The sequence below is a fragment of the Amycolatopsis kentuckyensis genome (assembly GCF_002155975.1).
GTDB lineage: Bacteria > Actinomycetota > Actinomycetes > Mycobacteriales > Pseudonocardiaceae > Amycolatopsis > Amycolatopsis kentuckyensis.
In genome coordinates this window covers 1-20,384 of record NZ_MUMI01000496.1, presented here as the reverse complement: position 1 = coordinate 20,384, position 20,384 = coordinate 1, and the positions used below count along the sequence as shown (strand labels likewise).

Genomic DNA, 20,384 nt, shown 5'->3' with positions numbered 1-20,384 from the left:
CCGCGGTGCTGGCCGCGGTGGTCACGGTCGGCGCGATCGGCGCGGTGTTCCTGCTGCGGCCGCGGCCCGAGGCGCCCCCCGGACTGGCCGAACCCGCCGCCGCCCCGGTGCCGCCCGCGGTGACCTGCGGCGGCGGTCCGTGCCGCCAGCTCGCGGCGGTGACCGTCGGGGGTACGCCGGTGGTGCTGCTGACCGACGCTGCGGGCGGTTCGGGCCGCCTGCGCGTCGGGCCCGAGCCGGGCACGGTGTTCGAGCTGTCGATCGCCGAGCTGGGCGTCCGGCTCGACCAGAACTCGCTGCGCTGCATCGACGGCCCGGCCCCGGCCTGCCTGGTCCGCGGCGACGTCGGCGACGACGGCACGGCCGCGTACGGCGAACTGCTCGTCGGCAACGGGGGAGTGTGGCGCGACTCGGGCAAGCCGTACTACGCGGACGCCGGGACGCTGTCGCTCTACGACGTCACAGCCGACGCCAGTCCCGACGTGATCGTGGTCCGCCACGACTGCCCGGACTCGGCGTCCGGCACCCCGAAGTGCGCGGCGGCTCCGGTGCTGGGCGAGGTGTACGACCTGGCGGGCCGGTCGGTGGGCTGCACGCGCCGGGTGACGTCGCCGTCGGACCTGCGCGGCTGGCCGGACATCCGCCTCGCCCGCGCCGACCTCCGCGCCTGCCCCTCGTGACAGCCGCAACTTTCCGGGGGAAAGTGATGGAGCGCTGCACTCCGGATCACTTTCCCCAAGGAAAGCCGAGAGTCGGGTCAGGCGGGGGCGGGTTCCGTGTGGCGGGCCGCCGAGCCGTCGTCGCTGTGCTCGGGCCGGTCGGTCGGGGCGTCGAGGACCTCGTCGTCGAGGAGGCCTTCGCTGCGCGCCACGATCGTCGGCACCACGATCTGGCCGGCCACGTTCGTCGCCGTCCGCATCATGTCCATGATCGGGTTGACCGAGTAGATCAGCGCCAGGCCCAGCGCCACCTGCTTGGCGTCCAGGCCGATGAACGACGTCGTCAGCGTGAACGCGGTCAGCCAGCCCGTGGTCCCGGCGGTCGCCAGCGCGCCGACCACGGCGACCACGACGATGCCCGCGTACTGCCAGAAGTTCAGCGACACCCCGGCCAGGTTGGCGACGAAGATCGCCGCGATCGCCGGGAACACCGCCGCGCAGCCGTCCATTTTGGTCGCGCTGCCGAGCGGGGTCGCGAAGGCCGCGTAGGCCGGCTGGACGCCGAGGTTGACCGCGGACTGGCGGGTCAGCGGCAGCGTGGCGGCCGAGGACTGCGAGGCGAACGCGAACTGGATCGCGGTGCCCGCCTTCGCGAAGAACTTCAGCGGGCTGACCTTCGCCACGAACTGCAGCAGGATCGGGTAGACGACGAACAGCACGAGCAGGCAGCCGACGTACACCGCGAGCGTGGTGGAGAACAGCGGCCGGAACAGCGCGTCGCCGTAGTTCGCCACCGCCGCGCCGATCAGGCCGACGATGCCGATCGGGGCGAGCCGGACGATCCAGCCGAGGTACCGCTGGATGATCTCGAACACGCTGGTCGTGAAGTCCACGAACGGCTTCGCCTTGTCACCGAGGCTGTAGGCGGCCGCGCCGATGACCAGCGCGAGGAACAGCACCTGCAGCGTCTCGCCGTCGGAGAACGCTTTCACGAAGTTCTCCGGCAGCAGCCCGTTGACGAAGGCGTCCCACGAGCCCCAGTGGTCGACGCTCTGCGCGGCGCGGTCGGCGTTCTTGGCGGTCGCCGTGACGCCGCCGAGCCCGCCGGCGCCCGGGTCGAAGATCCGGCCGACCGCGATGCCGATCAGCGACGCGATGAACGACGTGATCGCGAACCACAGCACCGTCTTGCCGCCGAGGCGGGCCGCGGTGCGGCCGCCGCCGAGCTTGCGGAGGCTGTTGATGCCGACCACGATCGCCGTGAAGACCAGCGGGATCACCGCGATCTGCAGCAGCGTGGTGAAGATGGTGCCGATCTGGTCGAGGAGATCGGTCAGCCAGCCGGCCTCGGTCTGCCGCGCGACGACGCCGAGGGCGGCGCCGACGACGAGCGACCCGAGAACCGCGGCCGCGAACACCCGCGGCTTGGTGTATGTCCGTACGAAAGACACGGGGCGACTCCGGTGCTCGAAAGTTTCCAGTCTTGCCGGGTGAAGAGAACGTTAGGCAAGAGAGGACTCTTCCGGATCACCCGAAGGTGTGGTCCCTTTCTCAGGATGCGGGAGACCGCCAGAGATCCACGACACCCACGCCGACCTCGGCCAGCAGCCGGCGCGTCAGCGGCAGGCTGATCCCGATCACGCTCGTGTGGCCGCCGTCGAGTCCTTCGACGAACCAGCCGCCCAGGCCGTCGATCGTGAACCCGCCGGCGACGTTGAGCGGCTCGCCGCTGGCGACGTAGGCGTCGATCTCCGCCGGGCTCGGCGTGCCGAACCGGACCGTGGTCGATTCCCAGCCGGCCGCCTCCTTCGCGCGCGTCCCGCCGTCGAGCCGGACGACCGCGTGCCCGGTGAGGAGTTCACCGGATGTTCCCGCCATCGCGGCCCAGCGGGTGCGGGCGACGTCCGGCGACCCCGGCTTGCCGACCATCTGCCCGTGGATCGAAAGCATCGAATCGCAGGCGACGACGACGGCGTCCGGGTGGGCCGCGGCGACCTGGTCGATGACCGCCTCGGCCTTGGCCGCGGCAAGGGCCTGGACCAGTTCGGACGGCGACGGGTCGGTCAGGGAGGCGGCGACCGCGTCCTCGTCGACGCCGGACACGAACACGGCGGGATCGAGGCCGGCGGAGCGCAGGAGGGCGAGGCGGGCGGGGGACTGGGAGGCGAGGACGAACTGCACGACTGAAACTTACTTGACCAGGCGGTCGTGACCGAATCGTGACCGGCGTGACTCAATGGGAGAGCTAATTTGTTTTGGCTCGCAACTTATGGATCGACGGAACGTCACGGAGAGAACAATGCCGCTCCTCCGCACCACGAGATCTTTGCGAACCACTGTCCTGGCCGGTCTCCTGCTCGCGGGCACGGCTGTCGTCCCGATGGCGTCCGCCTCCGCGACGCCGCTGTACCGGGACCCCCGCGCCTCGGTGGCCGACCGCGTCACGGACCTGATGGCGCGGATGACGCTCGACGACAAGGTCGGGCAGATGACCCAGGGCGAGCGCGGCTCCGCGAACCCCGCCCAATCCGCCGCCGCCCGGCTCGGCTCCATCCTCTCCGGTGGCGGCTCGACGCCGGCGCCGAACACACCGGCCGCGTGGGCGGACATGATCGACGCCTACCAGCGAGCGGCGACGTCGACCGGGCTCGGCATCCCGATCATCTACGGCTCCGACGCCGTGCACGGCCACAACAACGCCTACGGCGCCACGGTCTTCCCGCACAACATCGGCCTGGGCGCGGCGAACGACCCGCAGCTGGTCGAGAAGATCGGCGCGGTCACCGCCGAAGAAACCGCGGCCACCGGCGTCAAGTGGGCCTTCGCGCCCTGCCTGTGCGTCGCCCGCGACGACCGCTGGGGCCGCACGTACGAGTCCTTCGGTGAAGTCCCCGCCAACGCCGTCGCGAACTCGGTGGTCGTCAAGGGCCTGCAGGGCAGCGCGCTCGGCGCCACGACGTCCGTGCTGGCCACGGCCAAGCACTTCATCGGCGACGGCGGCACCACCGGCGGCGTCGACCAGGGCAACACCCAGATCACCCTCGACGAGCTGCGCGCGGTCCACCTGCCGCCGTTCCAGGCCGCGATCGCCGCCGGCGTCGGCTCGGTGATGATCAGCTTCAACAGCTGGAACGGCGTCAAGGACCACGGCAACAAGTTCCTGATCACCGATCTGCTCAAGGGCGAGCTGCACTTCGCCGGCTTCGTGGTTTCCGACTGGAACGGCATCGACCAGATCGACGGGCAGCCGGGATTCACCGCCGCCGAGGTCAAGCAGGCCGTCAACGCCGGCATCGACATGGTCATGGTCCCCAGCGACTACGCGAAGTTCGTCAGCACGCTGAAGGCCGAAGTGGCGAACGGCCACGTCCCGATGTCCCGCATCGACGACGCCAACCGGCGGATCCTCACGAAGAAGTTCGAGCTGGGCCTGTTCGAGCACCCGTACACCGACCGCTCGCTGCAGCAGGGCTTCGGCAGCGCGGCGCACCACGAGCTGGCGCGGCAGGCCGCGCGCGAGTCGCAGGTGCTGCTGAAGAACGACGGCGTGCTGCCGCTGGCCAAGACGAACAACAAGATCTTCGTGGCCGGCAAGAACGCGAACGACCTGGGGAACCAGGCGGGCGGCTGGACGCTGACCTGGCAGGGCCAGAGCGGTGAACGGGTGATCCCGGGCACGACGATCCTCGACGGCATCAAGGCCGGTGCCGGGAAAGGCACGGTGGTGACCTATGACCGTGCGGGTAGCGGAATCGACTCGAGTTACCAGGTCGCGGTCGCCGTGGTGGGCGAAACGCCGTACGCCGAAGGGCAGGGAGACCGCCCCGGCGGCCTCGCCCTCGACGCCGCGGACGTCGCCCTCATCGGCAAGCTGAAGGCTTCGGGTGTGCCCTTGGTCGTGGTGACCGTCTCCGGGCGGCCGCTGGACATCGCGGCGCAGCTGCCGTCGGCCAGGGGACTGCTGGCGGCCTGGCTGCCGGGCTCGGAAGGCGCCGGCGTCGCGGACGTGCTCTACGGCGACTACAACCCGACCGGGAAGCTGAGCTTCACCTGGCCGAAGAGCTCGTCACAGGAACCGATCAACGCCGGTGACGGCAAGCAGGGCCTGTTCCCGTACGGGTTCGGCCTGTCCTACGGCCGTCGCCACTAGCCGGGTGCTGCGGAGGCCCGGGCGCTGACCCGGGCCCTCGCCGCCCTTCAGCCGGCGCCGTAGCGGAGGCCGTCGACGAGGACGGCGACCAGGCGCCTGCCGTGCTCGGGCTCGCGGCCGGGGGCGGGCTGGCACAACAACGCGATCGCGTACAGGAGGTCCTCGGCGCCGAGGTCGCCGCGGATCGCGCCGTCGGCGGCCGCGGCGTCGAGCAGGGCCGTGAGCGCGGGACCCAGCCGCTCCATGAAGTAGCCGGGCAGCCCTTCGAACGCCGGATCGCCCGAGTGCAGGGCCGAAGCGAGCCCGCGTTTGGTCCCGAGGAGGTCGACGAACCGGTCGATCCAGAGCGAAAGCGCCCGCTCCGGCGGGTGGGCGGCGCTCAGCTGGGGGCCGGCGTCGGCGACGGCGTCGATCCCGGTCCGCACCACGGCCTTGACCAGGTCCGAGCGCTGCGGGAAGTGCCGGTACAGCGTGCCCACGCCGACTCCGGCGAGGTCGGTGATCTCCTTGGCCGGGGCGTCCACGCCGGAGGTGTCGAACACCGACCGCGCCGCCTCGACCAAGGCCTCGACGTTGCGCTGGGCGTCGGCGCGCCGCCGTCGGGTCTCCTGGGTCACTCCGCCCCTCTCGGTTGCCTAACCGGAAAACCTTTCCGTATAGTTCCGGAATAGGTTTCCACTTACGGCCAGCGTACGGCACCCGCGCCGACCGGCACCTCAGCAGGGAGAATCCCATGCACCACCGCACCCTCGGCCGGACCGGGATCAAGGTCAGCCCGTACGCGCTCGGCGCGATGATGTTCGCGACGTCCTTCGGCAACCCCGACCCGGACGACTCCGCCCGCATGATCCACAAGGCGCTGGACGCGGGCATCAACTTCATCGACACCGCGGACGCCTACGGCGACTCCGAAGAGGTCGTCGGCAAAGCGTTGCGGGGCCGCCGCGACGACGTCGTGCTCGCCACGAAGTTCGGCCGCCAGGTCGGCGACGACCCGCACCACCAAGGCGCGTCCCGGCGCTGGATCGTCACCGCCGTCGAGAACTCGCTGCGGCGCCTGCAGGTCGACCACATCGACCTCTACCAGCTGCACCGCACCGATCCCGCGACGGACGTCGAGGAAACGCTTTCCGCGCTGACCGACCTGCTCCGCGCCGGCAAGATCCGCGCGATCGGCACGTCCCAGAGCCTCGCGTCCGACATCATCGAGGCCCAGTGGGTCGCCGAACACCGCGGCCTGGCGCGGTTCCGCGCCGAGCAGGCGGCCTACTCCCTCCTCGACCGCGGTGTCGAACGCGAAGTGCTGCCGCTGGCCCAGCGCTTCGGCATGGGCACGCTGATCTGGGGCCCGCTCGGCCAGGGCCTGCTCACCGGGCGCGTCCGCAAGGGCGGGCGGAACGACCTGCGCCGGGCCCACCTGCTCAAGCACCTCAGCGACGAACGCCGGCTCGACGTCGTCGAGCAGCTCGTTCCGCTGGCCGCCGAAGCGGGCCTGCCGATGACGCACCTCGCGATGGCCTTCGTCATCGCCCACCCCGGCGTCACCAGCGCGCTGCTGGGCCCGCGGACCATGCCCCAGCTCGACGACCTGCTGGCCGGCGTCGAGGTCCGGCTCACCGACGACGTCCTCGACCGCATCGACGCCATCGTGCCGCCCGGCACCGACATCGGCGCGCTCGACCAGAACTACCAGCCGCCGGCCGTGCACGACCCGGGCCTGCGCCGCCGCCCGCTCGCCGAGCGGGCCGCGGCTTAGGCGACTACTGCGTGACCGGCTCGCCGAGCCCCCGCTCCGGTGCCCGGCACCGGAGCGGGGGCCTGCGCCGGGTTCAGGCCGCGGCCGCTTCGGGCACCGGGGTTTCCCAGCGCGGCTTGACCCGCTGCATCACCGCTGCCGCGGCCACGCCGAGCAGGAGCACGCCCATCGGCAGCAGCATCGTCACGCGGGCGGCGTCGGTCAGTCCACTGTGGACCGCCTCGGTGGCCAGCTTCCCCGCCTGCGTGGCGATCTCCGCGGGCAGCCCCGGCATCGGCGACGGACCGCCGGCCGAGCCGAACTCCCCGGTGCTCGCCGCCGCGTGCGCGATCCCCTCGGCGAACGGCGCCCGGTACTGCTCCGGCAGCTGCGAAGCCGCCTTCGTGGCCTCGTCCGCGATGGACGCGCTGATCCGCGCCTGCAGCAGCACGCCGATCGCCGCGCTGCCGAGCACGCCGCCCACCTGGCGGGCGGTGTTGAAGATGCCGGACGCGGTCCCGGCCAGCCGCGGCTCGACCGAGCCCATCGTCAGGTTGCTCATCGGCGAGAAGATGCAGCCGATGCCGAGCCCGCAGACCAGCAGTGCCGGGACGAACGTCCACGGGTTGCTGTCCGGCGTCGCCTGCAGCGCGATGATGCCGAGCCCGGCCGCGAGCGCCGCCAGGCCGAACATCACCAGGTACTTGCCGTTCACCTTGTCCGACGCACGCCCGACGAACGGCGCGATGATCCCGGACAGCAGCGACATCGGCGCGGTGAGCAGGCCGCCCATGGTCGGGCTCAGCCCGAGCACCGACTGGATGTAGATGACCAGCGGCAGGAACATGCCGGTCATCGCGAAGCCGACGGTGGCCGCGGTGAGCGTCCCGGCCGAGAAGTTCCGGTTCGAGAACACCTGCAGCGGCAGCAGCGGCTCCCGCTTGTTGAACCGCTGCCACACCAGGAACGCGACCATCAGCGCCACGCCGGCGCCGATGATCTCGAACACCGTGATGCCGCCGAAGACCGTGCCCCAGTCGTACTGCTGCCCGTTCTGGACGCCGAACACGATGCAGAGCAGGGCCGCGCTCGAAAGCACGATCCCCAGCAGGTCGAACGAATGCGCGTGCTTCGGCTGCCAGTCCGGCACCAGCAGCAGGGTGAGCACGACGGCGATCGCGCCGATCGGCACGTTGACGAAGAAGATCCACTCCCAGCCGAAGTGGTCCACCAGCACGCCGCCGAGCAGCGGGCCCGCGATCGTCGCCAGCCCGGCGACCCCGCCCCACATGCCCATCGCCGGGCCGCGCTTGGCCGGCGGGAACAGGTGCGTGATGAACGCGAGCGTCTGCGGCGTCATCAGCGCGGCGCCGAGCCCCTGCACGGCCCGCGCGGCGATGAGCATCTCGACGTTGCCGGACAGGCCGCACCACAGCGACGCGCCGGTGAACACGATCAGCCCCGCGAGGAACACGCGCTTCGGGCCGAAGCGGTCACCGAGCCGGCTGGTGAACAGCATCGGCACGGCGTAGGTGAGCAGGTAGACGCTGATCACCCAGACGATCGAGTTCAGCCCGGCGCCCAGCTCGCGCAGCATGGTCGGGATCGCGATCGACACGATCGTCGTGTCGAGCAGGATCATGAAGAAGCCGAGGCACAGCGCGCCCAGCGCGGCCCACGGGTTAGCTTGTCTTGCGTTCATCGTCGTCTTCCCTGGTGATGAGCGTGAGCTTGGGTGATTGGTCGTCCTGGAACGGGATCCGGCCGGACCGCAGGTCCTCGAGGAGCCGCTCGGTCCACCGGAGCTCGAACAGCCGGTGGTCGCACTGGTAGCGCCAGTCCAGCCAGTAGATCTCCGGCACCTCGTTCTCGGCGAGGCGCTGCAACACGGCCCGGTCGGAGGCCACCGCGGCACGCAGTCGCATGAGCCGGGTTTCCAGCTCCTTCAGAGTCGCCTCGAACCCCAGTTCGTCGATCACGGCGAGCCCGGTCAGGTAAGCGGGGAACTCCGTGGCCACGTCCCCCAGGAGTTCGCGGCCACGCCGGTTGAACTCGTCCAGCCCGGCCTGCGTCATGCCGTAGACGGTCCGTTCGGGCCGCCTGCCGTCGCGCTGGGTGTCGACGACCTCGATGAAACCGTTGCGGTGCAGGCGTTCCACGGTGTGGTAGAGCGAGCCCGCCTTCACGTTGACCCGGGTGTCGACGTACCGCTCACGCATCAGCGTGGTCATCTCGTACGGGTGCATGGGCTTCTCGTGGAGAAGCTCCAGCACGGCGATGCCGAGCGGCGTCAGCTTGGCCGCGGCCATGACGTGATCCCTCCAGTTCGGTTATTCCACGTGGACTATACGACGCGGGCTAGCGGCGGTCCACGGTCAATCCCGTGACGGTTCGCACACAGCGTGAAGGCCCCCATGCTCTCGTCATGGGGGCCTTCACGGCGTCTCTCAGAACGGCCAGTCCGCGCGCCGGCCGCGCTCGAGCAGCGGGATCATCCGGAAACCCTGGTCGGTCAGGCCACCGAAGGTGTGCCGGTGCCCGCTGCCGGACGGCGCGTGGCCGGCCCGGTAGCCCGCGAGGTTCCAGGTGTACAGCGGCACGTGCGCGGGCAGCGCCTGCCCGACGTCGCCGTACGCGGCCTGCTCGTCGGTGAGGATCACGACGCGGTCGTGGTTCGCGAAGTGCTTCTTCACCGCGCCCGCCGTGTCGGTGCCGCCGCCGATGAAGAACCCGCCGGACTTCCAACGCTCGACGTCACCCAGCAGCGACCCGCCCCGGCGCAGCTTGAACACCTTGGTGCCCTGGCTGCGGTCCCAGTAGCCGTCGGAGAACGAGACGACGTCGGCCTTCGCGCAGCGCCGTGCGAGCGCCAGGCCGAAGACCGCGGCCGCGTCCCAGCGCATGAGGCTGCCGTCCTTGCTGAACCGGTCGTTCATCGACGCCGACGTGTCGACGAGGACGAGCGTCCGCCCGCCCAGCACGGGCACGTTGGCCAGTGCGTGCGCGATCGCCCGCTCGAGCGCCCACGCCCACCGCAGCGACGGCGCGGCGCGGTGGGCCGCCAGGAACCGCATCGGCAGCTGCCGGGACTTCGCCACCTGCACGGGGCTGGCGAGCCGCTCGGCGACCCGCTGCGCGACGGCGTCCGAGACACCGGCCTCGTCGAAGTTCCGGAGGTTCCGCAGGAGAGCCATGTAGCCCATCGACGGGATCAGCGCCTCCCAGACGCGCGCGTCCAGGGGACCCTGCAGCCACCCGGCGACGGACTCCCACGTCATGCCCGCGGCGCGGAGCACGTCCGCGGCCTCCGGCCGGCCGAACAGCTCGCGCCGCCGGTCGACGTCCCAGCTCATGAGCTCCGCGCGGGCGCGCAGGGTGGTGAGGGAGTCCGGGATGGCGTTGCCGCGGTGGTGCCGCTCGTCCAGGATGTGCTTGAACAGCTCGCCCCCGCCGGCCGGGTGGGTCAGCTCGAGGACGTCGGCGAACCGGAACGCGTGCGCGGCGGAGTCCCACTTGACGAAGGACCGTTCGTCGTACAGCTTCGCCGCCGCGTCGGCAACGCCGCGCTTGACCGGCTTCGGAACGGCCCGGCCGTGCACGGAAGTCCAGTACGCGAGCAGCTCACCGGGCTCGTCGGCCCGCTGCAGCACATCGGCGACCACCTGACGGCCGAGCCCGTCGAGGCCGGCGTCCCGCCGCGCCTTGGCGAACTCGGCCGCCCCGACGAGCGACGCCGTCCGCAGGTGCGCGCCGGTGCGCAGCCAGCGCAGGAACCGCGCGGTCCACTGTGGATCGTCCAGGGTGGACTTCCGGACCAGCTCGGCGTACCGCGTGTCGCGCGTGCCGGCGGACTCGTAGAAGGTGTGCTCGCCGACCATGTTGCTGACGGCGAGCAGGAAGAGTTCGGACTTGGTGTCGCGCGCGTAGCCGGCGCCACCCTGGTGGGTGACGGTGGACGGCGTGGCCTCGCCGCGGACCGGAGAGGTCGCGGCGGGCGCTCGTGCGGTGTTGAACTTGCTCATTTCTCCCCCTGTCGTGGAGGGAGCCACGGTCACAGCGATGCCCGAGATCGAAGTCGGTGAAGGTACAAAGCTGCTCTAGGCCGCTGAGCTACCGGACCGTGTGGTGGTCCGGGAGGGATTCGAACCCCCGACCTGCCCGTTCGAAGCGGAAGTAACCCTCGCCTGCGCACCGGGCATCGGTGTGGCCGTGGCTCCCGAGATCTGGTTCGCCTGGCTGGCGACGCACCGGGAGTGCGTGTGAAGTTGGGTGCCCGAGGTCTCGGCTGGAGAAGGTGCCGACCGGCCACCGTGAGGTGGCCGGTGTGGGAATCGAACCCAACCCGAAGGATTACCGAAGTAACCTTCCCCGTCGCACCGGGCGGAACCCAAGGTAGCAAGCGATCGCCGGCGGCTCGACCGGTTTTCCGCCGGGTCGCGACTCCGCCGGGCGCGGCCCGCCCGGCGAATGTAGTTCGTACTAAGAACTACCTGTGCTATGTTCGTAGTACGAACTAACTGGGAGGAATCATGACGTACTTCGGCATCGGCGTGTCCACCGCGGTCACCGCCGTCCCCGGCACCCTGGAGCTGGCTGTCCAGGCCGATCGCGGTGGGCTCGACCTCGTCACCGTCTCCGATCACCCGTACCACGCCGACCGGCTCGACGCGTACGCCGAAATCGGGGTTCTGCTCGGCCGGACCGAACGGATCTCCGGCCTGGTCAGCGTCACCAACCTGCCGACGCGCCCGGCGTCGATGCTCGCGCGCACCGTCACGAGCCTGTCCGCGCTGACCGGGGGCCGGATCGTGCTCGGCATGGGGGTCGGCGGGCTGTGGGACGACATCGCGCGGCTCGGGTTCACGAAACTGACGCCCGGGCAGGCCGTCCGCGCCTTCGAGGAGGGGATCCGGCTCGTGAAGATGCTCGGCGGCGGCGGTGACCCGGTCACCTTCGACGGCGAGTTCCACCAGGTCACCGAGCTGGTGCCCGCGAAAGAGAAGATGCCGCCGGTGTGGACCGGGTCCGTCGGGCCGAAGTCGCTCGCCGTCACCGGGCGGGTGGCCGATGGGTGGATGCCCGGGCACGCCGCCGACTGGCTCAGCGAGCGCTACCGCACGTCACGGCCGCTGATCGACAACGCCGCCGTGGACGCCGGGCGCGATCCGGCCGAGATCGCCACCGTCTACAACTTCCCCGGGCGCATCACCGCCGAGCCGCTGGCCAGCACCCGCGCCGACGACGGACGCTGGATCGGCGGCTCGCCCGCCCAGTGGATCGAGGAGCTCACCGGCGCGGTGCTGGAGCACGACGCCGCCGGGTTCGTGCTCTTCGGGCCCGGCGGGAGCACGCCCGACGCGGCCGCCACCGCGCGGTGGGCCGAGGAGATCGTGCCCGCCGTGCGCGAGGCCGTCGCGAAGTAGGCTGGCCGGATGGGGAAGAGCGGGGCGGACCTCGGTGTGGTGGCCGGACTCGTGCGGGCGTCGTTCCTGGTGAACGCCGTCTACGCCGAGTCCGCCCGCGAGTACGGGCTCACCGTGCAGCAGGGCCAGCTGCTGTGCGTGCTGATGGGCCGGCCGTACGGCATGGGTGACCTCGGCGCGACGCTCGGCCTCGAAAAGTCGAGCCTCACCGGCCTGGTGGACCGGGCGGTCAAGCGCGGGCTCGTCCGCCGCGAGCCCGACCCGGACGACCGCCGGGCCGTCCAGGTCCTCCTGACCGGCGAAGGCCGCGAGCTCGCGGAGGACTTCTACGCGGCGACGTGCCGCCGGGTCGACGAGCTGGCCGCGGGCCTGAGCACCCCGGACCGCGACCGGCTCGCGACGCTGCTCGGGACGATCGTGCGGGAGAACGAAGCCCCGACGGTCTTCCTCGACGCCCTTCAGCTCTGAGGCAAACCCGAAGCGCGCCAAGCACCTTCGCCGGGGTGAAGCGGCCGACGCAGCGAAGCAGCGCGATCGCCCCACCACGACGTACGCGGCTTCGGCTTCTCCGGCGCCTTCGCGACCGACGCCGCGGCGACGACCGCCGTCAGCGCCGCCAGTTCGGCGTCGCTCGGGTTTCCGCGGACCACCCTCAGCAGGGGACGGCTCTCCTCGCTCACAGCGGGATGTTCCCGTGCTTCTTGGGCGGCAGCGATTCCCGCTTGTTCCGCAGCAGGGACAGCGCCCGCGCGACGTGCCCGCGGGTGTGCGCCGGCACGATCACCGAGTCGACGTAGCCGCGCTCGGCCGCCGCGTACGGGTTCAGCAGCGTGTCCTCGTACTCCTGGATCAGCTCGGCACGCAGGGCGTCGACGTCCTGCCCTTCGGAAGCCGCCTTCGCGAGGGTCTTGCGGTGGACGATGTTCGCCGCGCCCTGGGCGCCCATCACCGCGACCTGCGCGGTCGGCCAAGCCAGGTTGATGTCGGCGCCGAGGTGCTTCGAGCCCATGACGTCGTACGCGCCGCCGTAGGCCTTGCGCGTGATCACCGTGACCAGCGGGACCGTGGCTTCGGCGTAGGCGTAGATCAGCTTCGCGCCGCGGCGGATGATGCCGTTCCACTCCTGGTCGGTGCCCGGGAGGAAGCCCGGCACGTCGACGAAGGTGAGCACCGGGATGTTGAACGCGTCGCAGGTGCGCACGAACCGCGCGGCCTTCTCGGACGCGTCGATGTCGAGGCAGCCGGCGAACTGCGTCGGCTGGTTGGCCACCACGCCGACGCTGTGGCCGTCGACGCGGCCGAAGCCGACGATGATGTTCGGCGCGAACAGCTCGTGGACCTCGAGGAAGTCGCCGTCGTCGACGACGCGGGTGATCACCTCGTGCATGTCGTACGGGGTGTTCGGCGAGTCCGGGATGATCGTGTCGAGCTCGCGGTCGGCGTCGGTCACGTCCTCGAAGAACCCGGCCGGTGCGTCCGACGGCTCGAACACCGGCGCGTCCGACAGGTTGTTCTGCGGCAGGTAGGAGAGCAGTTCCTTGACGTAGGCGATGGCGTCCTCGTCGTCGGAACCCAGGTAGTGCGCGACGCCGGACTTCGTGTTGTGGGTGCGGCCGCCGCCCAGCTCCTCGAAGGTGACGTCCTCGCCGGTGACCGTCTTGACGACGTCCGGGCCGGTGATGAACATCTGCGACGTCTCGTCGACCATCACGACGAAGTCGGTCAGCGCGGGGGAGTAGACGTGCCCGCCCGCGTTCGCGCCCATGATCAGCGAGATCTGCGGGATGACGCCGGACGCCTTGACGTTGCGGTTGAAGATCTCGCCGTACAGGCCGAGCGAGACGACACCCTCCTGGATGCGCGCGCCGCCGCCCTCGTTGATGCCGATGATCGGGCGGCCGGTCTTGATCGCCAGGTCCATCACCTTGACGATCTTCTCGCCGTAGACCTCGCCGAGGCTGCCGCCGAAGACGGTCACATCCTGGCTGAACACGCAGACCGGGCGGCCGTCGACAGTGCCGTAACCGGTCACCACGCCGTCGCCGTACGGGCGGTTCTTCTCCTGGCCGAAGTTGGTCGAGCGGTGCCGGGCCAGCTCGTCGAGCTCCACGAACGAGTTCTCGTCGAGCAGCAGCTCGATCCGCTCGCGTGCGGTCTTCTTGCCCTTGGCGTGCTGTTTCTCCACCGCGCGGGCCGAGCCGGCGTGGACCGCCTCGTCGTACCGGCGGTACAGGTCGGCAAGCTTGCCGGCCGTGGTGTGGATGTCCGGTTCGTCCTCGGGCGGCGTCCCGAGCGGCTCCGTCGCACTGCTCATGCCACGGGAGCTTAACTACTTGTCGGTCACTTGGCGTGTGGCGTAGGCAACGTCCATGGACTTCCCGCCGATCCGGGCCCTGGCCGCCGCCGACCTGCCCGCCTGCTCCGATCTGGCCGAATCCCGGTCGTGGCCGCGCGAGCCGCGCAAGTGGACGCTGCTGCACGACGTCGGCCGGGTGTTCGGCGTGGACGCGCCGGACGGCGACGGCCTCGCCGCTTCCGGCGTCCTCGTGCCGTTCGGGCCGGTGGCGTCGATCTCGATGGTGCTGGTCGCGGCCCGGTACGAGCGCCGGGGCCTGGGCCGGGCGATCACCGCGCACGCCCGTTCGGCGGCCGGGAACCGGGTGGTCTGGCTCCACGCGTCCCGGTTCGGCCTGCCGCTGTACGAGTCGATGGGATTCGTGGTCGACGGTGGCTGCCAGGGTCACGTCGGCACGTTCGCCGACGACGGCGGGCCGGGCTCGCGGCCGGCGACGGACTTCGAGGAGATCGTCCGCCTGGACGAAACCGCCCACGGCGTGAACCGGCGGCCGCTGCTGGACCGGCTGGACGTGGCCCACGCGGTGGACGGCGGCTTCGCCTTCGGGACGGACATCGGCCACGTGACGGTGATCGGCCCGGTCGTCGCGGAGTCCGAGGAGCAGGCGCGGGCGCTGATCCGCGGGGTGGCCCGGTCGGCGCCGGGCGAGGTGCGGGTGGATCCGGACTTCCGGTTTCCGGCCCTGACCGCGTGGGTCCGGGAGCGGGGACTGGTCCCCACGGCACCCGCACCGCGCCTGGTCTTCGGCGGACGCGCGCTCCCCGGCGATCCCAGCCGCCGCTTCGCGCCGTTCACGCGGGCGGCGTAGGCCGGACCAGGCCGGACTCGTACGCGGCGATCACCAGCTGCGCCCGGTCGCGCGCCGACAGCTTGTGCAGCAGGCGGCCGATGTGGGTTTTCACCGTGGCGATGCCCAGGTGCAGGCGGGCCGCGATCTCGTCGTTCGACAGCCCCCGCGCGATCAGCGTCAGCACCTCCTGCTCGCGGGCCGTCACGCCGTCCAGGCGGGTCACCGGGCCTGAGGGCAGCCTGGCGAACTCCGCCACCAAGCGGCGCGTCACCGACGGGGCCAGCAGCGCGTCGCCCGAGGCCACCACCTCGATCGCCGCCAGGAGGTCCGCCGGGCGGGTGTCCTTCAGGAGGAAGCCGCTCGCTCCCGCTCGCAACGCCGAATACACGTACTCGTCCAGGTCGAACGTGGTCAGCATCAGGACCCGGACATCCGTCTCCTGGCAGATGCGGCGGGTGGCCTCGATGCCGTCCATCTCCGGCATGCGGACGTCCATCAGCACCACGTCCGGCCGCTCGACTCGGGTGAGGGCCACCGCTTCGGCGCCGTCGGAGGCCTCGCCGACCACCTCGAGGCCCGGTGCGCTGTCCACCAGGACCCGGAAGCTTCCGCGCAGCAGCGCCTGGTCGTCGGCGATCAGGACGCGGGTCATCGGGCCGCCACCTTCTCTTCGTAGGGGAGCCGCGCGAACACGCGGAAGCCGGTTTCGGCGGGCGCCGCGGAGAATTCGCCGTCGTACACCGCGACGCGCTCGCGCATCCCGATCAATCCGTGGCCGGGGACGGCCTCGCCGCCGCGGCCGTCGTCGCGGACCTCGATGGTCACTTCGCCGTCGCCACCCGTGACGTGGATGCGGCACGTTGTCGCGGCCGCGTGCTTGACCACATTGGTCAGTGCCTCCTGGGCGATGCGGTACACCGACTGGCCGACTCCGCTCGGCAGCTCGGTGAGGCCGTCGATGACCAGGTCGACGGCGGGGCCGGCCTGCTGTGCGCGTTCGGTGAGCGCCCGCAGGTCGTCGAGGGACGGGGCGGGCGCCAGCGCCGGGACGCCGGTTCCGTCGCGCAGCACGCCGAGCATGCGCCGCAGCTCGGCGAGCGTTTCGCGGCTGGTGTCTTCGATGACGCGCAGCGCGTCGCGGGCCTGGTCGGGTTGTTCGAGCGCGACGTGGTTGCCGACCGCCGCCTTCACCGCGATCAAGCTCATGCTGTGCGCGACGACGTCGTGCATCTCCCGGGCGATCCGCAGCCGCTCCGCCGAAACCGCTTGCTGGGCATGGGTTTCGCGCTCGATCGCCGCGTGCTCGCGGCGGCCGTGGACGGCGATGCCCAGCGCGAACCCGACGATCAGCGCGGACGCGCCGAAGTTGACCGTCGTCGCCGTGCTCGGGTTCGGGACCGCGATGCCCACCACGCCGACGCCGATCAGCCCGGCCGCGAAGGCGACCCGGGTCGCGCGGCTGCCGCGGGCCACCACGAAGGTGTACAGCGCACAGCCCGCCGCCACGACGGCGATCGCCAGCACCGGCCCGCCGATCGGGACCGCCGCCGCCGTCATCACCAGCGACAGGAGGTAGGCGGGGCGCGGCCACCAGCGCCGCACCACGATCGGCACGACGCTCAGCACCAGGATGGTCCAGCCGAGCCAGGCCGGCAGCCACGGCGGCAGCGCCCACGCGCCGGCGGCGAGGTTGCCGCCGGCCCCCAGGGTCAGCACGAGGACGGCCAGGACGTCCAGGACGACGCGAATGCGCATGAACCGACCGTAATGCGGACCTTCCGCCCGCGCGTCAACCTTGGGTCGGATGCTCCGCGTAATGCTTCTTCACGGCCTCGGTGCGCTCGGCCGGCCAGTCCGGCAGGGTGACGCCGTGGGTGGCCGCGAACAGCTTGTCCAGCTGCTCGTGCCGCCGCGCCAGCTGCGCCGGCACGTCGTCGCCGGCCGCCTCGGTGAACTCGACGCGGGTGCCTTCGAGCGGGTCGTGGACCAGGTTCCAGCCGGGTTCGTCCGGCAGCAGCGGCCGGAGCTCGGCGAGGGGCTTCCAGCCGAGGTCGCGGCGGAACCGGATCGTGCCGCCGGTGCGGACTTCGCCGTCGCCGAGGCCGAATTCGTCCACATAGGACGCCATCCGGTCGTGCCACCCTTGTGGCTGCTCGAAGTCCTGCCCGGCCAGGCGCGCGGCGAGCGCGTCGAGGCAGACGTCCCAGCCGGCGGCGGTGCGGCCCCCGGCCAGCTTGGCGATCGCCGGGTCGCCGCGGCCGAAGGTGTGCGTGAACTCCAGGAGGCTGCCGTCGCCGTCGGCGGTGATCAGCCAGCGCAGGGTGTCGTCGTTCCAGACGAAGGTGAACTCGCGCGGCGGGTCGGCGGTGACGACCCGCCCGGTCGTCGTGCTGTCCTCGCCGGGGAAGGTGAACCGGATCGCGCCGCCCGCCCGCAGTTCGACGTCGACCTTCGCGGGGAACCAGTGCTCGAGCTCCGCCGGGTCGGTGATGGCGTGCCAGACCTTCTCGGGCGCGTGCTTCAGACGGCGTTCCAGCCGGAGCACCGGGCGGTCGCCGTCGGTTTGCAGCTTCGCTCGTCCGGACACGCTTCCTCCCGTGGGTTGCCTGTGCCGGTATATAACCACTGAGGAATATGCAGGGTCAAGCGCCTCGGACGGCGGAGACGGCGGCGGCGAGCTCCGGGTCGCCCGCCGCCTTGTCGAGCGCGGTCCGCAGCACCGCGCAGTACGTCGGCTCGGTCTCGGAGTAGCGCTTGCGGCCGGCGTCGGTGATCACCGAGTAGACACCGCGCCGGTCGTCTTCGCACAGGTCGCGGACGGTCAGGCCGGCGTCTTCGAGGCGGGCGCACATCCGGCTGACCGAGCTCTGGTTGAGGCCGATCGCGTCGGCGAGCTCCTGCATCCGCAGGCCGCCCCGGGGGCCCGCGACGAGCTTGCCGAGCGCGCGGTACTCGGACAGGCCGAGCCCGTGCCGCCGCTGCAGGGCTTTGGCGAGTTCCTGCTCGATCCGGGCGTGCAGCACGAGAACGCGGCCCCAGGCCTGCTCGTCGACGGTCATCTTCCGGCCTCCTCTTGACGCCAGGATAGTCCAGGGACAGTATTTATATGTACATGCAAGTACATCGAGAGGGCTGACATGAGCGATCGCAGCTTCCTGTTCCTGGTGGGCGCCGCGCGGGCCGGGGGCAACACCGAAATGCTGGCCCGGCTGGCGGCCAAGGAGCTGCCCAAGGACGTCGAGCAGCGGTGGATCCGGCTGCCGGAGGTGCCGCTGCCGCCGTTCGAGGACCGCCGCCACGGCGCCGGTTCGCACCCGGAGCCCGGCGAGAACGAGCGGCTGCTGATGGACGCGACCTTCGCGGCGACCGACATCGTGATCGTGTCGCCGGTGTACTGGTACTCGGTGGCGGCGAGCGTGAAGCTCTACCTCGACTACTGGTCCGGCTGGATGCGGCTGCCGGTGGAGTTCAAGCCGCGGATGCGCGGCAAGGCGCTGTGGGGCGTGAGCGTCCTGAGCGAGACGGCGCGCGAGGCCCAGCCGCTGATCGGCACGCTGGAACTGTGCGCGGAGTACCTGGGCATGAACTGGGGCGGGGTGTTGCTCGGCAACGGCAGCCGCCCGGGTGACGTGCTCCTGGACGAAGACGCGACGGCGGCCGCGCGGACGTTCTTCGCCGGCGCGGACCTGGTCACCGCCTAGGTCAGGACGTCCTTCGCGATCAGGCGCAGGCCGCTCACCAGGTCGGCGCCCGAGGGGGCGTGGCCCGGGTCGATCAGCCACTGGAGCATCGCGCCCGACAGCAGGGCCTGGTGCACCGTGCCGGCGGCCCGGGCCTCGGCGCTGCCGTCGTCGAGGCCCTGGAAGAGGTTCGCCAGGCCGTGGCGGGCCTGTTCGACCGCGTTCGCCAGCTGGGCGCGGACGTTCTCGTCGAGGTCCGGCTGCGAGCACGCCTCGAAGCTCGCCGCCCACATCCGGCGGTGCTCGCCGAACGACTCGATCACCCGCTGCCAGATCAGCTCGAACCGCTCGGCCGGCGACGCGTCCGGCGGCGTCTCCACCTGCAGCGTCTTCGCCAGCGTTTCGCCCCACTCCTCGTTCGCCTCGATCAGTGCGGTGTTGAGCAGCGCTTCGCGCGAGCCGAAGTGGTAGCCGATGGCCGCCATGCTCACGTTCGCCGCCGAGGCCAGGTCCCGCACCGTCGTGCGGGCGTAGCCCTTCTCGTACAGGCAGCGCTTCGCGCCGGCCAGCAGTGACTCCTTGTTGCCCATGGCCGGAGCCTAGCACGAACGTCTTAGGCGAACGCATTGCGCGATCGCCCAAATCGGGGTTACCGTGCTCGGCATGCAGAACAGACGAGTCCTCATCTCCGGCGCGAGCGTCGCCGGCCCCGCCCTGGCCTTCTGGCTCCGCCGCCACGGCTTCACCCCGACGGTCGTCGAACGCACTCCGGAGCTGCGCGACGGCGGCTACGCGGTCGACTTCCGCGGCGCGTCCCTGCGGGTCCTCGAGCGCATGGGCCTGCTGGGCGCGGTCGAAGCGGCCGCGACCCGGATGGGCGATGTGACCTATGTGGACAGCGCGAATCGGCCGCTGGTGGTCACGCCCGCGACGTACCAGAGCGGCGAGCTCGAAGTCCTCCGCGGCGACCTCGCGCGCATCCTGTACGAAGCGACGCAGGACGGCGTCGAGTACGTCTTCGGCGACTCGATCACCGGTATCACCGAGCACGGCGACGGCGTCACGGTCACCTTCGCCCACGGCGAGCCGCGCGAGTTCGACCTGGTCGTCGGCGCCGACGGGCTGCACTCGAACGTGCGGTCGCTGGCCTTCGGCGACGAGGCCGGCTTCCGCCACGACCTCGGCTACTACGTCTCGATCTTCACCGTGCCGAACCACCTCGGCCTCGACCGCGTCGGCCGGTTCTACAACGAGCCGAACCGGACCGTCGGCGTCTACAGCGCCCGCGACAACACCGAGGCCAAAGCGCTGTTCTGGTTCGGCGCGGACCAGCTGGACCACGACCCCCGCGACCCCGCGCAACAGCGCCGGATCGTCGAGGAGACGTTCGCCGACGTCGGCTGGGAGACGCCGGCGCTGCTCGAGGCCATGCGGGACGCGCCGGACTTCTACTTCGACTCGGCGAGCCAGATCAAGCTGGACTCGTACGCACGCGGGCGCGTCGCGCTGGTCGGCGACGCCGCGTACTGCGCCGCACCGCTCTCCGGGATGGGAACGAGCTTGGCGATCGTCGGCGCGTACGTGCTCGCGG

At 71.2% G+C, this 20,384-nt stretch carries 21 protein-coding genes; 8 read left to right on the top strand and 13 right to left on the bottom strand.

All coding sequences use genetic code 11. From position 1 onward, the window contains the following. The coding region (locus CCN39_RS38555) for a hypothetical protein (protein ID WP_086850789.1) at positions 1-680 on the top strand (680 nt) is incomplete at its 5' end. Positions 681-757: 77 nt separating this feature from the next. On the opposite strand, the gene CCN39_RS38550 is transcribed toward CCN39_RS38555, so the two are convergent. Both CCN39_RS38550 and CCN39_RS38545 read right to left on the bottom strand, forming a co-directional pair. Continuing rightward, positions 758-2,110 carry a dicarboxylate/amino acid:cation symporter gene (locus CCN39_RS38550; RefSeq protein ID WP_167455305.1) on the bottom strand — a complete coding sequence of 451 codons (1,353 nt, stop codon included), beginning with the start codon at positions 2,108-2,110 and terminating at the stop codon, positions 758-760. Positions 2,111-2,210: 100 nt separating this feature from the next. Then, the gene (locus tag CCN39_RS38545) at positions 2,211-2,840 is read right to left on the bottom strand and encodes a Maf family protein (protein WP_086850785.1); all 630 of its coding nucleotides are present in this window, start codon (positions 2,838-2,840) and stop codon (positions 2,211-2,213) included. 118 nt (positions 2,841-2,958) lie between these two features. On the opposite strand from CCN39_RS38545, the gene CCN39_RS38540 reads away from it, so the two are divergent. After that, entirely contained in the window at positions 2,959-4,809 is a 1,851-nt protein-coding gene (locus CCN39_RS38540) for a glycoside hydrolase family 3 protein (RefSeq protein WP_086850783.1), read from the top strand. Positions 4,810-4,856: 47 nt separating this feature from the next. On the opposite strand, the gene CCN39_RS38535 is transcribed toward CCN39_RS38540, so the two are convergent. Continuing rightward, entirely contained in the window at positions 4,857-5,426 is a 570-nt protein-coding gene (locus tag CCN39_RS38535) for a TetR/AcrR family transcriptional regulator (protein WP_086850781.1), read from the bottom strand. 116 nt (positions 5,427-5,542) lie between these two features. Between CCN39_RS38535 and CCN39_RS38530 the strand changes: the two genes are divergently transcribed. Next, positions 5,543-6,565: an aldo/keto reductase gene (locus tag CCN39_RS38530; RefSeq protein ID WP_086850780.1), complete on the top strand. Its 1,023-nt coding sequence runs from the start codon at positions 5,543-5,545 to the stop codon at positions 6,563-6,565. A gap of 73 nt (positions 6,566-6,638) precedes the next feature. On the opposite strand, the gene CCN39_RS38525 is transcribed toward CCN39_RS38530, so the two are convergent. From CCN39_RS38525 to CCN39_RS38515, 3 genes are all read right to left on the bottom strand, one after another. Continuing rightward, positions 6,639-8,246, bottom strand: a complete 1,608-nt coding sequence (locus CCN39_RS38525) for a DHA2 family efflux MFS transporter permease subunit (protein WP_086850778.1) — start codon at positions 8,244-8,246, stop codon at positions 6,639-6,641. Continuing rightward, positions 8,227-8,853, bottom strand: a complete 627-nt coding sequence (locus CCN39_RS38520; RefSeq protein WP_086850776.1) for a PadR family transcriptional regulator — start codon at positions 8,851-8,853, stop codon at positions 8,227-8,229. The genes CCN39_RS38525 and CCN39_RS38520 overlap by 20 nt, the downstream gene beginning before the upstream one ends. 138 nt (positions 8,854-8,991) lie before the next feature. Next, entirely contained in the window at positions 8,992-10,566 is a 1,575-nt protein-coding gene (locus CCN39_RS38515; protein WP_086850774.1) for a TROVE domain-containing protein, read from the bottom strand. 507 nt (positions 10,567-11,073) lie between these two features. On the opposite strand from CCN39_RS38515, the gene CCN39_RS38510 reads away from it, so the two are divergent. Together CCN39_RS38510 and CCN39_RS38505 are read left to right on the top strand one after the other, a co-directional pair. Next, positions 11,074-11,967: an LLM class flavin-dependent oxidoreductase gene (locus CCN39_RS38510; RefSeq protein WP_086850772.1), complete on the top strand. Its 894-nt coding sequence runs from the start codon at positions 11,074-11,076 to the stop codon at positions 11,965-11,967. A gap of 9 nt (positions 11,968-11,976) precedes the next feature. Continuing rightward, on the top strand, positions 11,977-12,435 hold the full coding sequence (locus tag CCN39_RS38505; protein WP_086850770.1) for a MarR family winged helix-turn-helix transcriptional regulator: 459 nt from the start codon (positions 11,977-11,979) through the stop codon (positions 12,433-12,435). Here CCN39_RS38505 and CCN39_RS38500 read toward each other — a convergent pair. Both CCN39_RS38500 and CCN39_RS38495 read right to left on the bottom strand, forming a co-directional pair. Further along, the gene (locus tag CCN39_RS38500; protein ID WP_086850768.1) at positions 12,426-12,647 is read right to left on the bottom strand and encodes an acyl-CoA carboxylase subunit epsilon; all 222 of its coding nucleotides are present in this window, start codon (positions 12,645-12,647) and stop codon (positions 12,426-12,428) included. The genes CCN39_RS38505 and CCN39_RS38500 overlap by 10 nt on opposite strands. After that, on the bottom strand, positions 12,644-14,281 hold the full coding sequence (locus tag CCN39_RS38495) for an acyl-CoA carboxylase subunit beta (RefSeq protein WP_086850766.1): 1,638 nt from the start codon (positions 14,279-14,281) through the stop codon (positions 12,644-12,646). Before CCN39_RS38495 ends, CCN39_RS38500 begins: the two co-directional genes overlap by 4 nt. 55 nt (positions 14,282-14,336) lie before the next feature. Between CCN39_RS38495 and CCN39_RS38490 the strand changes: the two genes are divergently transcribed. Next, entirely contained in the window at positions 14,337-15,131 is a 795-nt protein-coding gene (locus tag CCN39_RS38490) for a GNAT family N-acetyltransferase (RefSeq protein WP_086850764.1), read from the top strand. Here the strand turns inward: CCN39_RS38490 and CCN39_RS38485 are convergent. Genes CCN39_RS38485 through CCN39_RS38470 form a run of 4 tightly spaced genes read right to left on the bottom strand, consistent with a single transcriptional unit; the run spans position 15,115 to position 18,172 of the window. Further along, positions 15,115-15,765 carry a response regulator gene (locus tag CCN39_RS38485; RefSeq protein ID WP_086850762.1) on the bottom strand — a complete coding sequence of 217 codons (651 nt, stop codon included), beginning with the start codon at positions 15,763-15,765 and terminating at the stop codon, positions 15,115-15,117. The two genes, CCN39_RS38490 and CCN39_RS38485, sit on opposite strands and share 17 nt — an antisense overlap. Then, entirely contained in the window at positions 15,762-16,868 is a 1,107-nt protein-coding gene (locus CCN39_RS38480) for a sensor histidine kinase (RefSeq protein WP_086850760.1), read from the bottom strand. The genes CCN39_RS38485 and CCN39_RS38480 overlap by 4 nt, the downstream gene beginning before the upstream one ends. Before the next feature lie 34 nt (positions 16,869-16,902). Further along, on the bottom strand, positions 16,903-17,700 hold the full coding sequence (locus CCN39_RS38475) for an SRPBCC family protein (protein WP_086850758.1): 798 nt from the start codon (positions 17,698-17,700) through the stop codon (positions 16,903-16,905). 55 nt (positions 17,701-17,755) lie between these two features. Continuing rightward, entirely contained in the window at positions 17,756-18,172 is a 417-nt protein-coding gene (locus CCN39_RS38470; RefSeq protein ID WP_086850756.1) for a MarR family winged helix-turn-helix transcriptional regulator, read from the bottom strand. A 78-nt stretch (positions 18,173-18,250) separates the two neighbouring features. Between CCN39_RS38470 and CCN39_RS38465 the strand changes: the two genes are divergently transcribed. Next, positions 18,251-18,814, top strand: a complete 564-nt coding sequence (locus tag CCN39_RS38465; RefSeq protein ID WP_086850754.1) for a flavodoxin family protein — start codon at positions 18,251-18,253, stop codon at positions 18,812-18,814. Here the strand turns inward: CCN39_RS38465 and CCN39_RS38460 are convergent. Further along, complete coding sequence (locus CCN39_RS38460) at positions 18,811-19,383, bottom strand: TetR/AcrR family transcriptional regulator (protein WP_086850752.1); 573 nt, start codon at positions 19,381-19,383, stop codon at positions 18,811-18,813. The genes CCN39_RS38465 and CCN39_RS38460 overlap by 4 nt on opposite strands. A 73-nt stretch (positions 19,384-19,456) precedes the next feature. Here CCN39_RS38460 and CCN39_RS38455 point away from each other — a divergent pair. Continuing rightward, positions 19,457-20,384 (top strand): FAD-dependent monooxygenase (locus CCN39_RS38455; protein ID WP_143264311.1); only part of this gene is annotated, 928 nt, incomplete at its 3' end.

Excerpts from the sequence above, each read along its gene's own strand:
- CCN39_RS38510 (WP_086850772.1), top strand. The coding sequence starts at position 11,074 with ATGACGTACTTCGGCATCGGCGTGTCCACCGCGGTCACCGCCGTCCCC.
- CCN39_RS38460 (WP_086850752.1), bottom strand. The coding sequence starts at position 19,383 with ATGGGCAACAAGGAGTCACTGCTGGCCGGCGCGAAGCGCTGCCTGTAC.
- CCN39_RS38515 (WP_086850774.1), bottom strand. The coding sequence starts at position 10,566 with ATGAGCAAGTTCAACACCGCACGAGCGCCCGCCGCGACCTCTCCGGTC.
- CCN39_RS38495 (WP_086850766.1), bottom strand. The coding sequence starts at position 14,281 with ATGAGCAGTGCGACGGAGCCGCTCGGGACGCCGCCCGAGGACGAACCG.
- CCN39_RS38480 (WP_086850760.1), bottom strand. The coding sequence starts at position 16,868 with ATGCGCATTCGCGTCGTCCTGGACGTCCTGGCCGTCCTCGTGCTGACC.
- CCN39_RS38505 (WP_086850770.1), top strand. The coding sequence starts at position 11,977 with ATGGGGAAGAGCGGGGCGGACCTCGGTGTGGTGGCCGGACTCGTGCGG.
- CCN39_RS38485 (WP_086850762.1), bottom strand. The coding sequence starts at position 15,765 with ATGACCCGCGTCCTGATCGCCGACGACCAGGCGCTGCTGCGCGGAAGC.
- CCN39_RS38470 (WP_086850756.1), bottom strand. The coding sequence starts at position 18,172 with ATGACCGTCGACGAGCAGGCCTGGGGCCGCGTTCTCGTGCTGCACGCC.
- CCN39_RS38490 (WP_086850764.1), top strand. The coding sequence starts at position 14,337 with ATGGACTTCCCGCCGATCCGGGCCCTGGCCGCCGCCGACCTGCCCGCC.
- CCN39_RS38465 (WP_086850754.1), top strand. The coding sequence starts at position 18,251 with ATGAGCGATCGCAGCTTCCTGTTCCTGGTGGGCGCCGCGCGGGCCGGG.
- CCN39_RS38540 (WP_086850783.1), top strand. The coding sequence starts at position 2,959 with ATGCCGCTCCTCCGCACCACGAGATCTTTGCGAACCACTGTCCTGGCC.
- CCN39_RS38530 (WP_086850780.1), top strand. The coding sequence starts at position 5,543 with ATGCACCACCGCACCCTCGGCCGGACCGGGATCAAGGTCAGCCCGTAC.
- CCN39_RS38525 (WP_086850778.1), bottom strand. The coding sequence starts at position 8,246 with ATGAACGCAAGACAAGCTAACCCGTGGGCCGCGCTGGGCGCGCTGTGC.
- CCN39_RS38520 (WP_086850776.1), bottom strand. The coding sequence starts at position 8,853 with ATGGCCGCGGCCAAGCTGACGCCGCTCGGCATCGCCGTGCTGGAGCTT.